Here is a 15,484-nt window from a genome sequence, read left to right as displayed (position 1 = left end):
TTCTGGTTTTCGTTATTCTTCCAAGATGAACGAAATATGAACCAAATCAAGCCTGCTTTTGGAAAGTTTCAATTCCTTTTATTTTCAGGAAATATTTGCGAAAAGTGTTGAAACAGTGGATTTAAATATTGTTTAGTCCTGTTTTTAAAGGTTGGCATTAATACATTTAAAGATAAAATAAACGTAACAAATAGAACTTATTTGTTAAACAATACTTAACACAAAATATTTATATATATTAAAATTATTAGCTTGATTTGCATAAAAAATTTAATATATGTAAAAATGAAAACAAAATTAGAGAAATTACTTACCCTTGTTTTTGTCTGTCTCATAGTCTTTGTTTCAGCGCAAAAACAGTTAATTATAGGAACTGTGCTTGACGACAGCCAGCCTCTCCCCGGGGCCACAGTCAAAATAAAAGGCTTATCTAAAAATATAACCACTGATATCGAAGGAAAATTTACCATCAACGATATTAAAGAAGGCCAATACATCTTACAAATCAGCTACATCGGTTATGAATCTACAGATATCAATGTAGACCTGAAACCGGAACAAACGGTTGACTTAGGAATTATCAAACTATCCCAACCTAGAAAAAACATTGACGAAATTGTCGTCACCGGAACGTTGAAAAATACGGAAGCGAGAGCTTTAAACCTGCAGAAAAACGCAATTAATATCACCAATGTCATCGCTTCAGACGGAATCGGAAAGCTACCGGACAGAAATGCAGCAGAAACCGTACAGCGTGTGCAGGGAGTTTCTATTGAAAGAGACCAGGGCGAAGGAAGATTTGTTTCCCTGAGAGGTCTTCCGCCATTCTGGGCTTCTACAACGATCAATGGAAACCGGCTTCCCACCGCAGAGGAAGAAACGACATCCAGAGCAACAGCATTTGATTTCTTTCCTACAGAACTGATCTCCTATGTACATGTAAACAAGTCTTTTACCCCAGATATGGAAGCAGATGGAATTGGCGGCGGTGTCAATTTTATTACCAAAACCCCACCGATGAAAACAGAATTCAAAGCCACTGTGGGAAGCGGTTATAACGCAAAGTCTGATAAAGGCGTCTACAACCTTGGATTTTTATATGGAGGAAGAACAAAGGATAAAAAATTCGGGTATTTAATCAATTTTGCCCATTTCATAAGAAACTGGTCTACTGATAATTTTGAAGCACGAAGAAGTGGTGACGAAGGGATTTTCAGGCTGGAACTTCGCGATTATAACGGAGTTCGAAAGACAACCGGAATCAATACCGCTTTTGAATATGTATTGTCTCCAAAAACGACTTTCTATTTAAAAGGAATCTATGGTACCTTATCGGATGACGAGACCCATTATAAACACAGGATCCGGTTTGATAAGTTCAGCAGTGCTAATAATACAGCAAGAGTGGAGCTTCAGAATATCCACAATTTACTGATAACGGAGCTTACTTCTGTTTCTTTGGGAGCGGTTCATCAATTCAATAGAGGAAAAATCGACTGGGATTTATCCTATTATGACAACAAGTTTAAGTATGGAAATATTCCTGATAAGCAGAACAACTCATATTATGTCGTCAAGTACACTCAATCTGGTGTAGGCATCAATCCTGATTATATTGCTAATCATGGAAATGGACCTAGGGCTTACTGGAAAGCAGATGGCGGAAAATTAGATTATAAAAATCCTGATGCGTTATTTGGCTTCTACAGTGATCCGAACTTTAAAATGGATGCCTCACAGATGAGATTTACAGATCTTGAATTCTATAAAGTTTTTGTAGAGGAAAAGGATAAGATTGTTGCTGCCTTCAACCATGAAATCAATGCTTCTGATAAACTGACTTTAAAGTATGGTTTTAAATACAGAGATAAAGAACGTAATGCAAAATTCTCTGATATTTTCTACAACTGGAACAACGGAACATCGCCTCTTCTGTCTGATTTCTCACAATATATCACAACACAGCCCAACGGACCAAAATATTTAAGTGAAATGAACGCACACATCGGCAATACTTTCGGACCCGTACTTTCCACCAATGGAATGAATCAGTTCTGGTACCAGAATCAGGGAAATCTGAAGATAAATACTGCTGATTCCGAAGCTCTGGAATACAATAAAGCATTAGGAAGAAACTTTGATGTGTTTGAAAAACATGCAGATGCTTATGGAATGGCAACGTACAAACTGAATGATAAAATCATCATTTTAGGAGGAATAAGATTATCAAATACCAATACCAAAGTAAAAGGATACAGTGTGAATGATGATGTACTGACTCCGGTAGAAAACACCAAAAACTATCTGGCTGTTCTTCCGATGATTCATTTAAAATATACTTTAAATGATAAAGCTAATCTTCGTTTTGCAGCGACAAGAACTTTTTCAAGACCAAATTTTGGTGATCTGACTCCGGGAGGAACTTATATTGAAGCAGACAACGAGTTCAAAGGCGGAAATCCCAACCTTAACCCTACCTATTCTTTGAATTTTGACCTGATGGGTGAATATTATTTTTCCAATGTCGGGATTCTAAGCGGCGGCGTTTTTTATAAATCCATTACGGATCCTATTTTCCAGGACTCTTTTATCGGAAACTATAACGGAAACAACGGAGTACAGTTTACCGCTCCCAATAACGGAAAAGCGGCATGGCTGGGAGGTATTGAACTTGGAATTAATAAGAGATTTGATTTCCTTCCAGGGTTTCTACAATATTTCGGAGTACAATTGAATGCTACATTCATGACTTCAGAAATGGAAAAACCAAGCGGAAGAAAGGTGGCCCTTCCTTACCAGGCAAAGGAACTGTACAACGCGCAGCTTTTCTTTGAGAAAAAAGGATTCAATGCAAGACTGGCTTATAACTACAAGGGAAAGTATGCTGTAGAATACGCTGAGGAGGATATCAATGATTCTTATTATGGTAAATACAGCAATCTGGATTTCGGAGGTTCTTATCAATTTACCAAATACCTGACTTTGTATGCGGATGTAAACAATATTCTGAACAAACCACTGATTTACCACTTCGGTAAAAGCGAAGACCGTCCTGAACAGGTGGAATATTATGGAGTACGTTTCAATCTTGGAGTAAAACTGAATTTCTAAACCAGAACTATGGCCAGAACCATCAATCAAAAAACACTGGTAACACTGAAGGCCACATTTGCTGCTTTCGGTGTTTACTTCTGCATGTACGGTTTCAGGAAACCTTTTACTGTAGCTTCCTTCGAAGGACTTTCTTATTTTGGGGTAGATTATAAGATTCTGATTATCATTGCACAGGCCGTAGGCTACTTTGTTTCCAAATTCATCGGGATCAAATTTATTTCCGAGCTGAAACCTCAGAAAAGACTTGCTTATCTTTTTATTTTTATTGCTGTTGCAGAGCTAGCCTTGTTGGGGTTTGCAACCGTTCCTGCTCCTTATAATATCATATTTATGTTCGTCAACGGGATTCCACTGGGAATGATCTGGGGAATTGTTTTCTCGTATATTGAAGGACGGAAAGCCACTGAAATCATCGGATTGTTTTTATGTTCAAGCTTTGTGGTTTCTTCAGGATTTACAAAATCGGCAGGAAAATTTTTAATGGATACCTTCCCGATTTCCGAATTCTGGATGCCTTTTTCAGCCGGACTTATTTTCATTATTCCTCTGATTCTTTTCGGATTATTGCTTGAAAGAATTCCCAAACCTTCAGAAGAAGACATTTTGCTTAAAAACAAGAGACAGCCGTTGAATGGTAAGGAAAGAAGAGCCCTGATCCAACAATTTTTTGTTCCGATCGTATGTATCATCTTTTTATATATCAGTTTAACCGTTTTAAGGGATTTCAGAGATAATTTTAATCGTGAAATCTGGGACGGACTGAACTTTACTTTTGACAGTTCTATTTTCACTTTAACGGAAATTCCTATCGCCGTAATGGTTCTGGTAATTTTAAGCTTTATGGTAAAAGTAAAAAACAATAAAAAGGCATTTGCTTATTATCATTACATTCTTTTTGCGGGAATTCTTACGGTAGGACTTTCTACGTATCTGTTTCAGCAGGGTTCTCTGTCGCCTTTTTTATGGATGACAATTTCCGGCTTCGGAATGTACATTTGCTATATTCCTTTCAATGGAATTTATTTTGACCGGATGATCGCCGCTTTTGAAATCAAAGGAAATGTAGGTTTTCTGATCTATATTGTAGATTCTTTTGGTTACCTGGGAAGTGTTCTGATTCTTTTGTATAAAAACTTTGGCTCGGCCCAGACTTCGTGGTTACATTTTTATATTAACTTAAATTACATCATCACCATAACGGTTTTCATTCTTTCGGTGATTGCTTTTCTGGCTTTCAGAAAAAAGTCAAAACCCAAATCTAAATCTAATCAATTCATCAATTTCGATACGTCGAAAATTTTATAAACTATAGTACAATGACAACAAAATTTGATTTACTCGTTGTAGGAGGTGGAATTTTAGGAACATTCCATGCTTATCATGCGCTGAAGAAAAATCTTAAGGTAGCTTTACTGGAAAGGAATTCTGTTCCTCAGGGTGCCACGGTAAGAAATTTCGGACAGGTAGTACCCTCCGGAATGGATCTTAAATGGCAGAACTTCGGGAGGGAAAGTCTGGCCATCTACAATGAACTTCATGATCAGGCAGACCTTACCATCAGACAAAACGGTTCCATCTATATTGCTTCCAATGATGAAGAGCTTCAGTTGATTGAAGAACTTTATGAAATCAACAGAAATAATGATTATAAATCTGTTTTATTATCTAAAAACGACTGCATCAAGAAATTTGACGGTCTTCGTTCAGACTACTGCAAAGGAGGTTTGTTTTTCCCACAGGAACTTTCCGTAGATTCTGCAGATATGATTGTAAAACTTCACAAGCTGCTTCAGGAAAAAATGGGACTGCAGATTTTTTACAATACAACGGTTCTTGAAACCCATGAAAATGACCAAAAATGTATAGCTATTACAGCAGATGGAACGGAATTTAACGCTTCCAAAATCATCATCTGCGGGGGACACGAGTTTAAAACTTTATATCCTAAAGTATTCAATGACAGCGATCTGGAAGTGAGTAAACTGCAGATGCTTCAAACAAAGCCCCAAGGAATTTATTCGCTTCAGGGAAATATCCTTACAGGGCTTTCTGTGAGAAGATATGAGTCTTTCAGCGAATGTCCTTCTTTCCAGAAAATCAAGGCTTTAGAAGATCTCAACTCATTTGAAAAGAAATACGGCATTCACATTTTATTCAAACAGGCTCTTGATGGCTCTGTCATCATCGGAGATTCTCACGAATATGCTGATGCTAAAAATGCCGATGATCTCGGATACGACCTTAATATGGAGATTGATGAATTCATGATTCATGAGGCTAAGAAAATTATTGATCTTCCTACGTATGAAATTCAGAGGAGATGGTTCGGAATCTATTCCCAGTGCAAAACAAAAGATATTTTTGAGCACAGCCCATCCGCTAACATTCATATTGTAACGGGTATCGGAGGAAAGGGAATGACGGGAAGCGGTGGCTTCTCTAAGTTTAATATTGAAAAAATTTACGCATAACTTTTACATGAAAAATATAGAATTACTGGTTCTGGATATGGCCGGAACAACAATTGATGAGGATAATGTAGTTTACAAAACGCTTACTAACGCTGTGAATGATTACGGCTATGTGGTAAGCCTGGAAAAAGTATTATCCAGCTGTGCCGGAATGGAAAAACTGGAAGCAATCACAAGTCTTTTAAAAGAAATCAATGGGAACGAAGAAGATGCTCCTGCTATTTTTGAGGATTTTTCTGGACAACTGAAAGAATCTTATCAAAATCTGGATGTAAAACCCATCAACGGAACGGAAGATTTCTTATTGAATATGAGAGCTCAAAACAAGAAAATCGTTTTGAATACAGGCTATACTTCAGAAATCGCCCATCAGCTTTTAGATAAACTCAACTGGAAAGAAAACATTCATTTTGATGCTTTGATTACTGCGGATGATGTTTCAGAAAGCCGCCCAAGTCCTGAAATGATTCATCTCGCTATGAAGAAATTCAATATCACTGAAGCGCATAAGGTTTTAAAGGCAGGAGATTCTGTCATTGATATTGAAGAGGGTAAAAATGCAGGCTGCGGATTAACGGTAGCCGTTCTTTCTGGTGCTCAGATGCAGTCAGAGCTTGAAAAGGCAGCTCCTGATTATATTCTGAATACGATTTCTGAAGCTGAGGGGATTCTTTAAACACTTTTCAGATTATTTTTAAATACTTCTTGACACAAACGTTTTCATGGTTTTTCTATAGAAAATGTTTGTGTTTTTACCACCCCGTCAAAAATTCTTTGAATTTTCGACACCCCTCCGGAGGAGGGGAATATAGTACGGATCATTAGGTATTTATTATAACCGACATTTCCAGAAACCTTTTTTGATCTTCTATTCACAAAGCATGTAACTTAAAATAAACAGAGTCATTTTTCTTTTGTGGCTTTTGTGGTTAATATCTAAGCTTTTTGAGTGAACTTTTTAATTATCAATTAATTAACTTTCCGTTCACAAATGTTTACAAATAGTAAACTAATTTTACAATAGTTAAAAATAAATTACTATTTATAAACTTTCACAATTCTAAAAACCCTTTTTCCCCATGAAAACAAAACTATTCTCAATGGCTGTTGTAATGAGCTGTTTCCTTGGAGCTCAGACTAAAAAAGTTCTTTTTATTGGTATTGACGGATGTCGTGCAGATGTCATGATGTCTACACCTACTCCCAACATTCAAAACCTTATCAGCCAATCGATCTATTCTACGGACGGGCTTTGTGCTGCTACAACCTGGAGCGGAAACGGATGGAGCACCATGCTGACCGGCGTATGGCACACCAAACATAATGTTCAGGACAATAATTTCACAAGCCCGAACTATGTCAATTACCCTGATTTTCTGACAAGAGCAGAAAATTACAACCCTGGCTTAAGAACTATCTCTCTGGCACATTGGTCACCCATCAACGACAAAATCATTCAAACCGCAGATGTAAAGACCAATCTGGCAACGGATCTTGCCGTAAAAAATGCTGCTGTTACGGCTTTGCAGAATGACAATCCGGATATTCTCTTTGTAGATTTTGATGATGTAGACCATGCAGGCCATTCTTATGGATTCTCATCAACAGTTTCACAGTATGTAAATTCCATTAAAACAACAGATTCTTATATCGGAGAAATTGTTGCAGCGATGAAAAACAGGCCATCATACAACAATGAAGATTGGTTGGTGGTATTGACAACAGATCATGGAGCTGTAGACTCTTCACATGGAGGAGGAAACCTTTCTGAAAGAAACATTTTTACAGTATATTCCAACCCGGGATTTACTCCTCAGCAGATCAGCAAAACTGTTCTGGAATCCAATAAAATATTCAATCAATTGAATTTCCCGGCAGGAACTTATGCAAAGCCAGCAAGCCAGACTCCTTTTAATTTTGGAGCTAATCAGGACTTCACCATCGAGTTTTGGGTAAAGCCTAATGCAGCTTACTCCAGTGATCCGGTGATGATCAGTAATAAAAACTGGGCTAATGGGAAAAATAAAGGATTTGTGTTCTCAGGATATTCAGGACAGACTTTCAAAATGAATATTGGAGATGGAACGAACAGAATTGACCTGGTAGGCGGAAAAGTGGAAACAAATAAGTGGAAACATATTGCGGCAAGCTTTGACAGAGATGGCCTTGTAACATTGTACGAAGATGGTGTTCCGGTAACTTTTGCTAAAATGAACACCATTGGAAATATTGATTCCGGGCTTCCTCTTACATTAAACCAGGATGGAACCAATGTTTATGGACTCAATCTGGCGGCTTCTTATAAAGACATAAGAATCTGGAAATCTGCTCTTCCCAATGATGTTATTGTGAATTGGGCCAATCAGGATATTACCTCTTCGCATCCTTATTATTCTCAATTATTAGCCAATTGGAAGTGTAATGGAACTTCAGGAAATACGTTGACAGACTCCGGTCCAAACGCCAATAACATGACCGTGACAGGTTCTCCTACTTACAATGCGGGTACAGTGAATAATTTTAAGGTGTATGATTATACCTCAACAACGAGAGAAACAGATCATTTTCCAACTGTATTGAACTGGCTTTGTATTCCGGTACAATCATCATGGGGAATAGATGGAGTGAATAGAATCCCGGCATGTTCCAAAGAAATATTGACCGCAAAAGAGAGCAGGGTAATTGCTGAGGATTTTAAAATTTATCCGAATCCTGTTTCAACATTCATTGGAATCCAGTATCAATCTGAGGATAAGAAAATTAAAGCAGAAATCATTGACAGTAAAGGATCAAATGTTTTAACAACCCATTTAAAGTCTTCAAGAGGTTTTTACGATGAAAAAATCAATATCGGAAATCTTCCGGCTGGTGTGTATTTCATTAAAATCAACGGAAGCAAAAAAGCACTGACCAAGACATTCATTAAGAAATAAAAATAAAGCAATTAGATTTAAATTTTGATATTAGAACAAGGATATTCCTATCCGAGTTCTAATATTTTTTTGCCTACTTATTAAAAATCAGCTCCATCTGCACATCGGCACGGTCATACTCAGCATTGCTGATGGGAGTATGGATAAAGCCCAGCTTTTCATAAAGTGTAATGGCCGGAACCAGTATAGAATTGGTAACCAAAAATACTTTTTCAGCTTTTAATTCCTTTGCTTTTTCCACTAAAGTTTTTCCCAAAAGGTAGCCTAGTTTTTTCCCTTGCGCTTTGGGACTTACTGCCATTTTTGACAATTCAAAAGTGAGAGGACTGTCTTCTGTTTTTACTAATGCACAGGTTCCTACTGCTTCTCCATCCAGCAAAGCAAAAACAATGTGCCCTCCTTTATGTAAAATATGCTCTTCAGGATTATCCAGCAGTTTATAATCGCCGGCTTCCATGACAAAGTATGTTTTGATCCATTCTTCATTCAAAGCTTTGAAAGCTTGTTTATACTGAGGTTCATAGGCTACAATTTTTACTTCATTCTTAGTATCATTCATCGCTATAAGGTTTATTAAATTCTGTTTTTTATCATTCTGCCCAGCTTTTCCAGGTCACTTTCTACTCTGTCTGTCCATTCCAGTGCATAGTTCAAACGCATGCAGTTCTGATACTGATTGTGCTGTGAAAACATTCTTCCGGGAGCAAAATTGATTTTCTGCTCAAAAGCTACATCGTAGAGATCTTCCGTACAAATTCTTTTATCCAGCTCCAGCCAAAGCATAAAGCCTCCTTTGGGTTCTGAAATTTTTGTATTATCCGGAAAATATTCAGTCACCGCCTTTTGAATCTGAAGGTAATTTGCGTACAGCTTTTTCCTGAACATTCTGAGGTGGTGATCATAACGCCCGTGTGCGAGAAAATCTGTAATTACATCTGAAAACAAAGAAGGTCCGCTCACCGTCTGAACCAGTTTCTGACGGATAATTTTTTCTTTAAATTTTCCGGGAGCCACCCACCCAACCCTGAAACCTGGTGCCAATGTTTTCGAAACCGAGCCTACCCACATCACAATTCCTGCTTCATCATAAAATTTACACGGCTTGGGTCTTCCCGCCCCGAAATAAATGTTACCATAGACATCATCCTCCACCAAAGGAACATTATATTCAGTAAGCATCCTTACCAGTTCTTTCTTGTTATCATCAGGCATCTGAAATCCCAACGGATTATTATAATTCACCACAAAACAGCACGCAGAAAGCTTTGGCATTACCTTTTTTAACTCATCCAGATCTACTCCTGTAATCGGATGCGTAGGAATTTCCACAGCCTTAAGTCCTAATAGCTGGATAGCCTGGAGAATTCCGAAGTATACAGGACTTTCCACCGCCACGGAATCTCCCGGCTGAGTAACAGCCATTAAGCAATTATAAACGGCGTTCATAGCTCCGGAAGTAATCACCAGATCATCTTCTGTGATTTTCCCTTCCATTACCATCGACCATTTGGCGATTTCCCGGCGAAGCACCTCACTTCCCTGTACAGGTTCATAGTTGGTTCCGCTGTCGCTCTTTCTTTTGATCACATCAATCATGCATTTCTTCATCTTGGCCACCGGAAGAAGACTTTTCCCCGGAATGCCCAATCCAAACTGGGTGATATCTGTTCCTCCGATCACTCCAAATACCTTATCAATAAGGTCCTGTGGTGTATTCCTTTTCTCTGAATCTTTCATCGGTGCCACGGAAGGCAGTGCCAGTTTTCGCTGGGAAGTCTGGCTTACATAGTAGCCATATTTCGGACGTGATTCTACCAGAGAGCGGCTCTCCAGTTCCATATAAGCTTGTTTTATAGTATTCAGACTTACATTGTATAATTTCTGGGCACTTCGCAATGAAGGCAGCCTGTCTCCAAACTGCAGGGTTTCACTTTTAATCTGCTCTGTGACAGAATTGGCTATTTTGAGGTACAGAACATCTTTATGCATAGAATCCGGGTTTTAAGTAAATGTACAATTTTATCCTGTCTTTATTCGGGATTCAGCCAGCTGATCATACTGCTGATACTGCTTTTTAACTGTTCCGGATCCTTAAAATTGGGGGTGTGAGTATTTTTAAAATATCTTTCAGCACGGGAAAAGAAATTTCTCTTTTCGATATCTGACATCTTATTTTTATCATAGATCCTGAAAGATATTTCATCCTTTTCATTCACGATAAGACTGGCAAAAGCAACAATCTGCTTCCCATTTTTAGCCAAAAGAAAAGGAAGTCCGAAATTCTGATCTGCTATTGTCAGATTCTGTGTTTCCAGAAAGATATTTTTCAGCATCCACATGTCTGATATATAAGCCTCGGCATATTGAAACTGTTTCTGTTGTTGAGTGATTGTTTCCATATTTCTTCTTTAGCTAAACAAAATTATGGAGTATTTAATCCTGGATACAGATACAGAACTATATAATATTATGGGTACAGATTTTTATATTATATGCCTTATCTTTTTCTGTTAAAAATTAGCTCCATCAGAAATAGCATCCATGCAAATATATTTAGCAACATTTATTTACATTTTCTATATTTGCAAAAAATATTGGACAGGATGAGCTTATTTGGAATTAATATTAAGAAAATAAGACAGGTGAAAGGATTGAGTCAAAAGGCTTTTGCAGATCTGTTTGATCTCAACAGAGGCGTAATAAGCTCATATGAGGAGGGACGTGCTGAGCCAAAAATTGAAACCATACTGAAAGTTGCGAATCACTTTAACCTTAGTCTTGACAAATTACTGACTGAACCTATACAGGCAAACCAGCTGACAAGTACTCCTGGTGCCAGTCAGCCCGCACTTTTCCCTGAATCAACAGGGGAGACTAATTTGGAAATGCAGAAAACACAGTCCGTAAATAAAGCCAACTCAGTAATATTGCAAAAAATATTAGCATCAGTTGATCTGGTCTTTGAATTTACTTCTGAAAAAACATTGCTTCCCCAGTATCAATCCGGTGATATTTTATTTCTGAATAAAACAAATCTGGCAACAGATCCCATTAGCAATCTACTGGTTCATATCAATGGAAATCTTCAATATGCAACTGAAAATCAACGTACAAACAAAAATCATCAGGAATATTATAAGATTGTAGGATACATTTCGACAGGAAACAAGAATATCTTCACTGGTATTTTTGAAAGGCTGGAAAAACTGGAAAAGAAAACGGGAAACAGTCAGATACTCTAAAGGTTACAAAAACAAAAAAGCCCTCCGTAATACATTACAGAGGGCTTTGTACCCCAGACGGGACTTGAACCCGTACGTCCTTGCGGACACAGGATTTTAAGTCCTGCGTGTCTACCAGTTCCACCACCAGGGCATGGTGTGGGCAAAAAAAAAGATTCGAACCAGAGGTTCCAACCTTCTTAACGACTCTATAAGAGTTTTTTCGAATTGTGCGGATGAAGGGACTCGAACCCCCACGCCTCACGGCACCAGATCCTAAGTCTGGCGTGGCTACCAATTACACCACATCCGCTGATTCGCTGATCTGAATACTCAGATTCAACCTGATTTCTTACAAATATAAGATTTTTATTTAAAGAACACTCTCTATTAAAACAAAAAACCCTCCGTAAGATATTACAGAGGGTCTTGTACCCCAGACGGGACTTGAACCCGTACGTCCTTGCGGACACAGGATTTTAAGTCCTGCGTGTCTACCAGTTCCACCACCAGGGCATGGTGTGGAGCGAAAAACGGGATTCGAACCCGCGACCCCAACCTTGGCAAGGTTGTGCTCTACCAGCTGAGCTATTTTCGCATAGTGCGGATGAAGGGACTCGAACCCCCACGCCTCACGGCACCAGATCCTAAGTCTGGCGTGGCTACCAATTACACCACATCCGCTGGTTTTTATATTGTAAGTTTTAAAGAGCTTGCTTCGTTTTTGTGAGTGCAAATATAGGACAATTTCCTTTACTACCAAACTTTTCAGGAAAAAAAAATAAAATTTCCACATTTTTTTTTCACAGCTTCTTTTATTACATTTCATTTTCTTACTTTTACATCGTTAATATTTACGATATGGAATTACAAGGAACGGTAAAGAAACTTTTTGATGCTCAAACATTTGCGAGCGGGTTTCAAAAAAGAGAAATGGTTATTTTGACCCAGGAACAGTATCCACAGCCGATAAACATAGAATTTTTATCTGATAAAATCAGTTTATTAGATAACCTTAAAGAAGGAGAAAACGTAAAGGTAGGAATCAACATCAGAGGTAGAGAATGGGTTTCTCCGCAGGGTGAAACTAAATACTTCAACTCTATTACAGGGTGGAGAGTAGAGAAAGTTTTTGATAATGCTTCAGAACCTACTCAGGCAATGCCTCAGCAGTCTGCATCCCCGGTTTCTAATGAGAATCCTTTTGCCGGAGACGACGATGATGATTTACCTTTCTAATTAAAGAATAAAAGATCAATTATAAATCCTGCTTTTTGAAGTAGGATTTTTTTGCTAAAAATGGTCCGATTAGACGAAAAAGAGATTTCATTTCCAGACCCGGAGCTGTATGATGGCCATGAGGGGGTGGTTGCTTTTGGTGGCGACCTGTCCGTAGAGCGTATCTGGTTTGCTTATCAGCTCGGTATTTTTCCCTGGTACAATCCCGGAGAGGAAATCCTTTGGTGGTGTCCCGATCCAAGGTTTGTGCTTATTCCTGAAGAATTAAAAGTTTCAAAATCTATGAGAAAGATACTCAACAGAAATGTTTTTACTTTCTCCGAGAATAAGAATTTCAGGGAGGTAATCAGAAATTGCCAGCAGGCTACAAGAAAAGGGCAGTCGGGAACGTGGCTTTCTGATGAACTGATGGAGTCTTTTATCCAGCTTCATCAATACGGTTTGGCCAAAAGTATTGAAGTATGGCAGGATGGAGAACTCGTAGGGGGTTTTTACGGGTTGCAGATTGGAAATGTATTCTGCGGAGAAAGCATGTTTGCCAAGGTAAGTAATGCTTCAAAAGCGGGCTTTATCAACTTTGTGGAAAGCAATAAAAACAGCCTTGATTTAATTGATTGTCAATCCCATACAGAACATCTGGAAAGCTTGGGGGCAAAAATGATTCCCAAAAAAGAATTTCTAAAAATCTTACACGAAAATAATGAACGCAGATAAAGAAAAGTGGGTTCTTCTGATTGTCCTGAGTATTATCTGGGGATCATCATTTATTTTGATCAAAAAATCACTGGAACATTTCAATCCGTTTCAGGTAGGTTCTTTACGGGTTCTTATTGCCGGAATTATTTTACTTCCGGTCGCGATTTCCAATTATAAACTTTTTCCCAGAAAACATCTGAAATGGCTAGTTCTGGCTGCTTTTACAGGAAATTTCATTCCTATGTTTTTATTTCCGATTGCAGAAACTGAAGTAAGCAGCAGCATTGCCGGAATTATCAACTCAATGATGCCTATTTTTGTGATTATTGTCGGCGCCCTGGTCTGGAAGTTCGAAACCACGAAAAAACAGATTATAGGGACACTAATAAGCTTTACAGGAGTCTGTATTCTGGCATTTGGAGGTGGTGACAGCGCAGAACTGAAAATGATTCCGATTCTCTTGCTGTTATTGGCAACTTTATGCTATGCACTGAGTACAACCACTGTAAAATCAAAGCTTATGGAGGTCTCTTCTACGGTTTTATCTGCTTTTGTATTCTCTTTTGTTTTATTGCTGCCTTCCATTCTTGCGCTTACAGGGACAGGATTCTTTTCGGAATTCAGTTTTTCAAAAGATAATCTGATGGGGCTTATGTTTGTCAGCCTGTTATCAGTTTTCGGAACAGGTCTGGCGATGATGATGAATTATCGTTTACTTAAAGTTTCCTCACCTCTTTTTGCTTCAACAGTAACTTTGGTAATGCCCATTGTGGCTATTATCTGGGGAATTATAGATGGTGAAAAGCTGACTTATTTGCAATTTATAGGAGCAGGTATTATCATTGGCGGCCTCATCTTTTTAAGAACCAATCCGAAAAAATAAAATAATATTATAAATTAAATTATATTTGGGTGATTTAACTTATAACTATGAAAAAACTTCTACTTTTGGGGTCCGTAGCCTTATCTGCAATATCATGCTACAGTTCTGATGACACACCTTTTGATAACAGTGATCCTTCTAATCAAACCGTGATTCTTCCTACAAAGATGACAATAGATGGGATTGTCATGAAAATCAATTACAACGGAACTAAAATCATAAGCATGATTAACAATATTAATCACGGGCAAAGAATTGAGTTCACATATACCGATGATTATATTACGGGTATTAAACATTACGAAAATAATGTTCTTGAAAGTGCTGTAGAATACGGATATACTAACGGACGTATGGCTACAGCGGTTACGAAGGAATATTCTACAACCGGAACCATAGAGAACACCGTTACGTTTTCTTATACCTACACCAGCACTACAGAAATCAGCGTAAAAAAACAAACGAATTCAGGAGCGGCAGGTTCTTCTATTATCAACAGTGTAATCACGTATAATAATGGAAATATGGTAAGCAATGCAGGCTCAGGAACCGGAATTGTCAATGGAAATACCGTTAACTATACAGAAAAAGAGACTTATACATACACGGATAAAAACTATCCTTTCAAAAATGTAAAAGGTTTTGACAAAATTATCTTTAATGGAAATGAGAGCAGCGATGGCATAAGCATGTTATTCTCAAATATCAAGAACAGCTTAAGTGCTTATAAGGGAGAATTTACCCAAACTACAGCCGGAGGAGGAACAGCTACCGGAATGACTTCTCATAAGTATACCACAACATTTAACACCGCAGGATATCCGTCTGAAGAAAGCAGACAGACGCTTGATATGAACGGAAATGCAAACAGCAGCTCTCCGGATAAGTTTTTCTACGAATACAATTATCAATAAAAAAACCTGCATT

Annotated in this window: 13 protein-coding genes and 5 tRNA genes; 10 read left to right on the top strand and 8 right to left on the bottom strand. The window is 38.1% G+C overall.

Going from position 1 to position 15,484, the window contains the following annotated elements:
• Window positions 1–285: 285 nt before the first annotated feature.
• From FFS26_RS06440 to FFS26_RS06420, 5 genes are all read left to right on the top strand, one after another.
• Complete coding sequence (locus FFS26_RS06440; RefSeq protein WP_137904590.1) at window positions 286–3,111, top strand: TonB-dependent receptor; 2,826 nt, start codon at window positions 286–288, stop codon at window positions 3,109–3,111.
• A 9-nt stretch (window positions 3,112–3,120) separates the two neighbouring features.
• The gene (locus FFS26_RS06435) at window positions 3,121–4,419 is read left to right on the top strand and encodes a DUF5690 family protein (RefSeq protein ID WP_110011307.1); all 1,299 of its coding nucleotides are present in this window, start codon (window positions 3,121–3,123) and stop codon (window positions 4,417–4,419) included.
• An 11-nt stretch (window positions 4,420–4,430) separates the two neighbouring features.
• A complete protein-coding gene (locus FFS26_RS06430) occupies window positions 4,431–5,585 on the top strand; it encodes a TIGR03364 family FAD-dependent oxidoreductase (protein WP_110011308.1) in 1,155 nt (384 codons plus the stop codon).
• Between the two features lie 7 nt (window positions 5,586–5,592).
• The gene (locus tag FFS26_RS06425) at window positions 5,593–6,261 is read left to right on the top strand and encodes an HAD-IA family hydrolase (RefSeq protein ID WP_137904589.1); all 669 of its coding nucleotides are present in this window, start codon (window positions 5,593–5,595) and stop codon (window positions 6,259–6,261) included.
• A 403-nt stretch (window positions 6,262–6,664) separates the two neighbouring features.
• The gene (locus FFS26_RS06420) at window positions 6,665–8,518 is read left to right on the top strand and encodes an alkaline phosphatase family protein (RefSeq protein ID WP_137904588.1); all 1,854 of its coding nucleotides are present in this window, start codon (window positions 6,665–6,667) and stop codon (window positions 8,516–8,518) included.
• 73 nt (window positions 8,519–8,591) lie between these two features.
• Here FFS26_RS06420 and FFS26_RS06415 read toward each other — a convergent pair whose 3' ends face one another.
• The 3 genes from FFS26_RS06415 to FFS26_RS06405 are packed head-to-tail and all read right to left on the bottom strand — an operon-like array spanning window position 8,592 to window position 10,917.
• A complete protein-coding gene (locus FFS26_RS06415; RefSeq protein ID WP_110011310.1) occupies window positions 8,592–9,077 on the bottom strand; it encodes a GNAT family N-acetyltransferase in 486 nt (161 codons plus the stop codon).
• Window positions 9,078–9,091: 14 nt separating this feature from the next.
• Window positions 9,092–10,507, bottom strand: a complete 1,416-nt coding sequence (locus tag FFS26_RS06410; protein WP_110011311.1) for a PLP-dependent aminotransferase family protein — start codon at window positions 10,505–10,507, stop codon at window positions 9,092–9,094.
• A 41-nt stretch (window positions 10,508–10,548) separates the two neighbouring features.
• Entirely contained in the window at window positions 10,549–10,917 is a 369-nt protein-coding gene (locus FFS26_RS06405; protein WP_110011312.1) for a hypothetical protein, read from the bottom strand.
• Between the two features lie 204 nt (window positions 10,918–11,121).
• Here FFS26_RS06405 and FFS26_RS06400 point away from each other — a divergent pair, with 204 nt between their 5' ends.
• Window positions 11,122–11,760 (top strand): helix-turn-helix domain-containing protein, encoded by a 639-nt coding sequence (locus tag FFS26_RS06400; RefSeq protein ID WP_137904587.1) that lies wholly within the window; start codon window positions 11,122–11,124, stop codon window positions 11,758–11,760.
• 49 nt (window positions 11,761–11,809) lie between these two features.
• Here FFS26_RS06400 and FFS26_RS06395 read toward each other — a convergent pair.
• The 5 genes from FFS26_RS06395 to FFS26_RS06375 all read right to left on the bottom strand — a co-directional run bounded on the left by FFS26_RS06395 (window position 11,810) and on the right by FFS26_RS06375 (window position 12,423).
• Window positions 11,810–11,893 (bottom strand) — tRNA-Leu (locus FFS26_RS06395).
• 77 nt (window positions 11,894–11,970) lie between these two features.
• A tRNA-Leu gene (locus FFS26_RS06390) sits at window positions 11,971–12,052 on the bottom strand.
• 119 nt (window positions 12,053–12,171) lie between these two features.
• Window positions 12,172–12,255: transfer RNA gene (locus FFS26_RS06385), tRNA-Leu, on the bottom strand.
• A gap of 6 nt (window positions 12,256–12,261) precedes the next feature.
• Window positions 12,262–12,337 (bottom strand) — tRNA-Gly (locus tag FFS26_RS06380).
• A 4-nt stretch (window positions 12,338–12,341) separates the two neighbouring features.
• Window positions 12,342–12,423, bottom strand: a tRNA-Leu gene (locus FFS26_RS06375).
• Between the two features lie 177 nt (window positions 12,424–12,600).
• Here FFS26_RS06375 and FFS26_RS06370 point away from each other — a divergent pair.
• The 4 genes from FFS26_RS06370 to FFS26_RS06355 are packed head-to-tail and all read left to right on the top strand — an operon-like array spanning window position 12,601 to window position 15,471.
• Window positions 12,601–12,978: a DUF3127 domain-containing protein gene (locus FFS26_RS06370; RefSeq protein ID WP_041461994.1), complete on the top strand. Its 378-nt coding sequence runs from the start codon at window positions 12,601–12,603 to the stop codon at window positions 12,976–12,978.
• A gap of 60 nt (window positions 12,979–13,038) precedes the next feature.
• Window positions 13,039–13,692: a leucyl/phenylalanyl-tRNA--protein transferase gene (gene aat, locus FFS26_RS06365; RefSeq protein ID WP_137904586.1), complete on the top strand. Its 654-nt coding sequence runs from the start codon at window positions 13,039–13,041 to the stop codon at window positions 13,690–13,692.
• The gene (locus FFS26_RS06360) at window positions 13,679–14,557 is read left to right on the top strand and encodes a DMT family transporter (protein ID WP_137904585.1); all 879 of its coding nucleotides are present in this window, start codon (window positions 13,679–13,681) and stop codon (window positions 14,555–14,557) included. Before aat ends, FFS26_RS06360 begins: the two co-directional genes overlap by 14 nt.
• Window positions 14,558–14,604: 47 nt before the next feature.
• On the top strand, window positions 14,605–15,471 hold the full coding sequence (locus tag FFS26_RS06355) for a hypothetical protein (RefSeq protein ID WP_137904584.1): 867 nt from the start codon (window positions 14,605–14,607) through the stop codon (window positions 15,469–15,471).
• Window positions 15,472–15,484: the final 13 nt, after the last annotated feature.

This window comes from Chryseobacterium sp. 2VB, from assembly GCF_005503635.1.
GTDB classification, from domain to species: Bacteria; Bacteroidota; Bacteroidia; order Flavobacteriales; family Weeksellaceae; genus Chryseobacterium; species Chryseobacterium cupriresistens.
This window is presented reverse-complemented; position numbering and strand designations above follow the sequence as displayed.

Bases quoted from the DNA above. Each gene is read 5' to 3' on its own strand.
- FFS26_RS06440 (WP_137904590.1), top strand. From the start codon at position 286: ATGAAAACAAAATTAGAGAAATTACTTACCCTTGTTTTTGTCTGTCTC.
- FFS26_RS06435 (WP_110011307.1), top strand. From the start codon at position 3,121: ATGGCCAGAACCATCAATCAAAAAACACTGGTAACACTGAAGGCCACA.
- FFS26_RS06430 (WP_110011308.1), top strand. From the start codon at position 4,431: ATGACAACAAAATTTGATTTACTCGTTGTAGGAGGTGGAATTTTAGGA.
- FFS26_RS06425 (WP_137904589.1), top strand. From the start codon at position 5,593: ATGAAAAATATAGAATTACTGGTTCTGGATATGGCCGGAACAACAATT.
- FFS26_RS06420 (WP_137904588.1), top strand. From the start codon at position 6,665: ATGAAAACAAAACTATTCTCAATGGCTGTTGTAATGAGCTGTTTCCTT.
- FFS26_RS06415 (WP_110011310.1), bottom strand. From the start codon at position 9,077: ATGAATGATACTAAGAATGAAGTAAAAATTGTAGCCTATGAACCTCAG.
- FFS26_RS06410 (WP_110011311.1), bottom strand. From the start codon at position 10,507: ATGCATAAAGATGTTCTGTACCTCAAAATAGCCAATTCTGTCACAGAG.
- FFS26_RS06405 (WP_110011312.1), bottom strand. From the start codon at position 10,917: ATGGAAACAATCACTCAACAACAGAAACAGTTTCAATATGCCGAGGCT.
- FFS26_RS06400 (WP_137904587.1), top strand. From the start codon at position 11,122: ATGAGCTTATTTGGAATTAATATTAAGAAAATAAGACAGGTGAAAGGA.
- FFS26_RS06370 (WP_041461994.1), top strand. From the start codon at position 12,601: ATGGAATTACAAGGAACGGTAAAGAAACTTTTTGATGCTCAAACATTT.
- aat (WP_137904586.1), top strand. From the start codon at position 13,039: ATGGTCCGATTAGACGAAAAAGAGATTTCATTTCCAGACCCGGAGCTG.
- FFS26_RS06360 (WP_137904585.1), top strand. From the start codon at position 13,679: ATGAACGCAGATAAAGAAAAGTGGGTTCTTCTGATTGTCCTGAGTATT.
- FFS26_RS06355 (WP_137904584.1), top strand. From the start codon at position 14,605: ATGAAAAAACTTCTACTTTTGGGGTCCGTAGCCTTATCTGCAATATCA.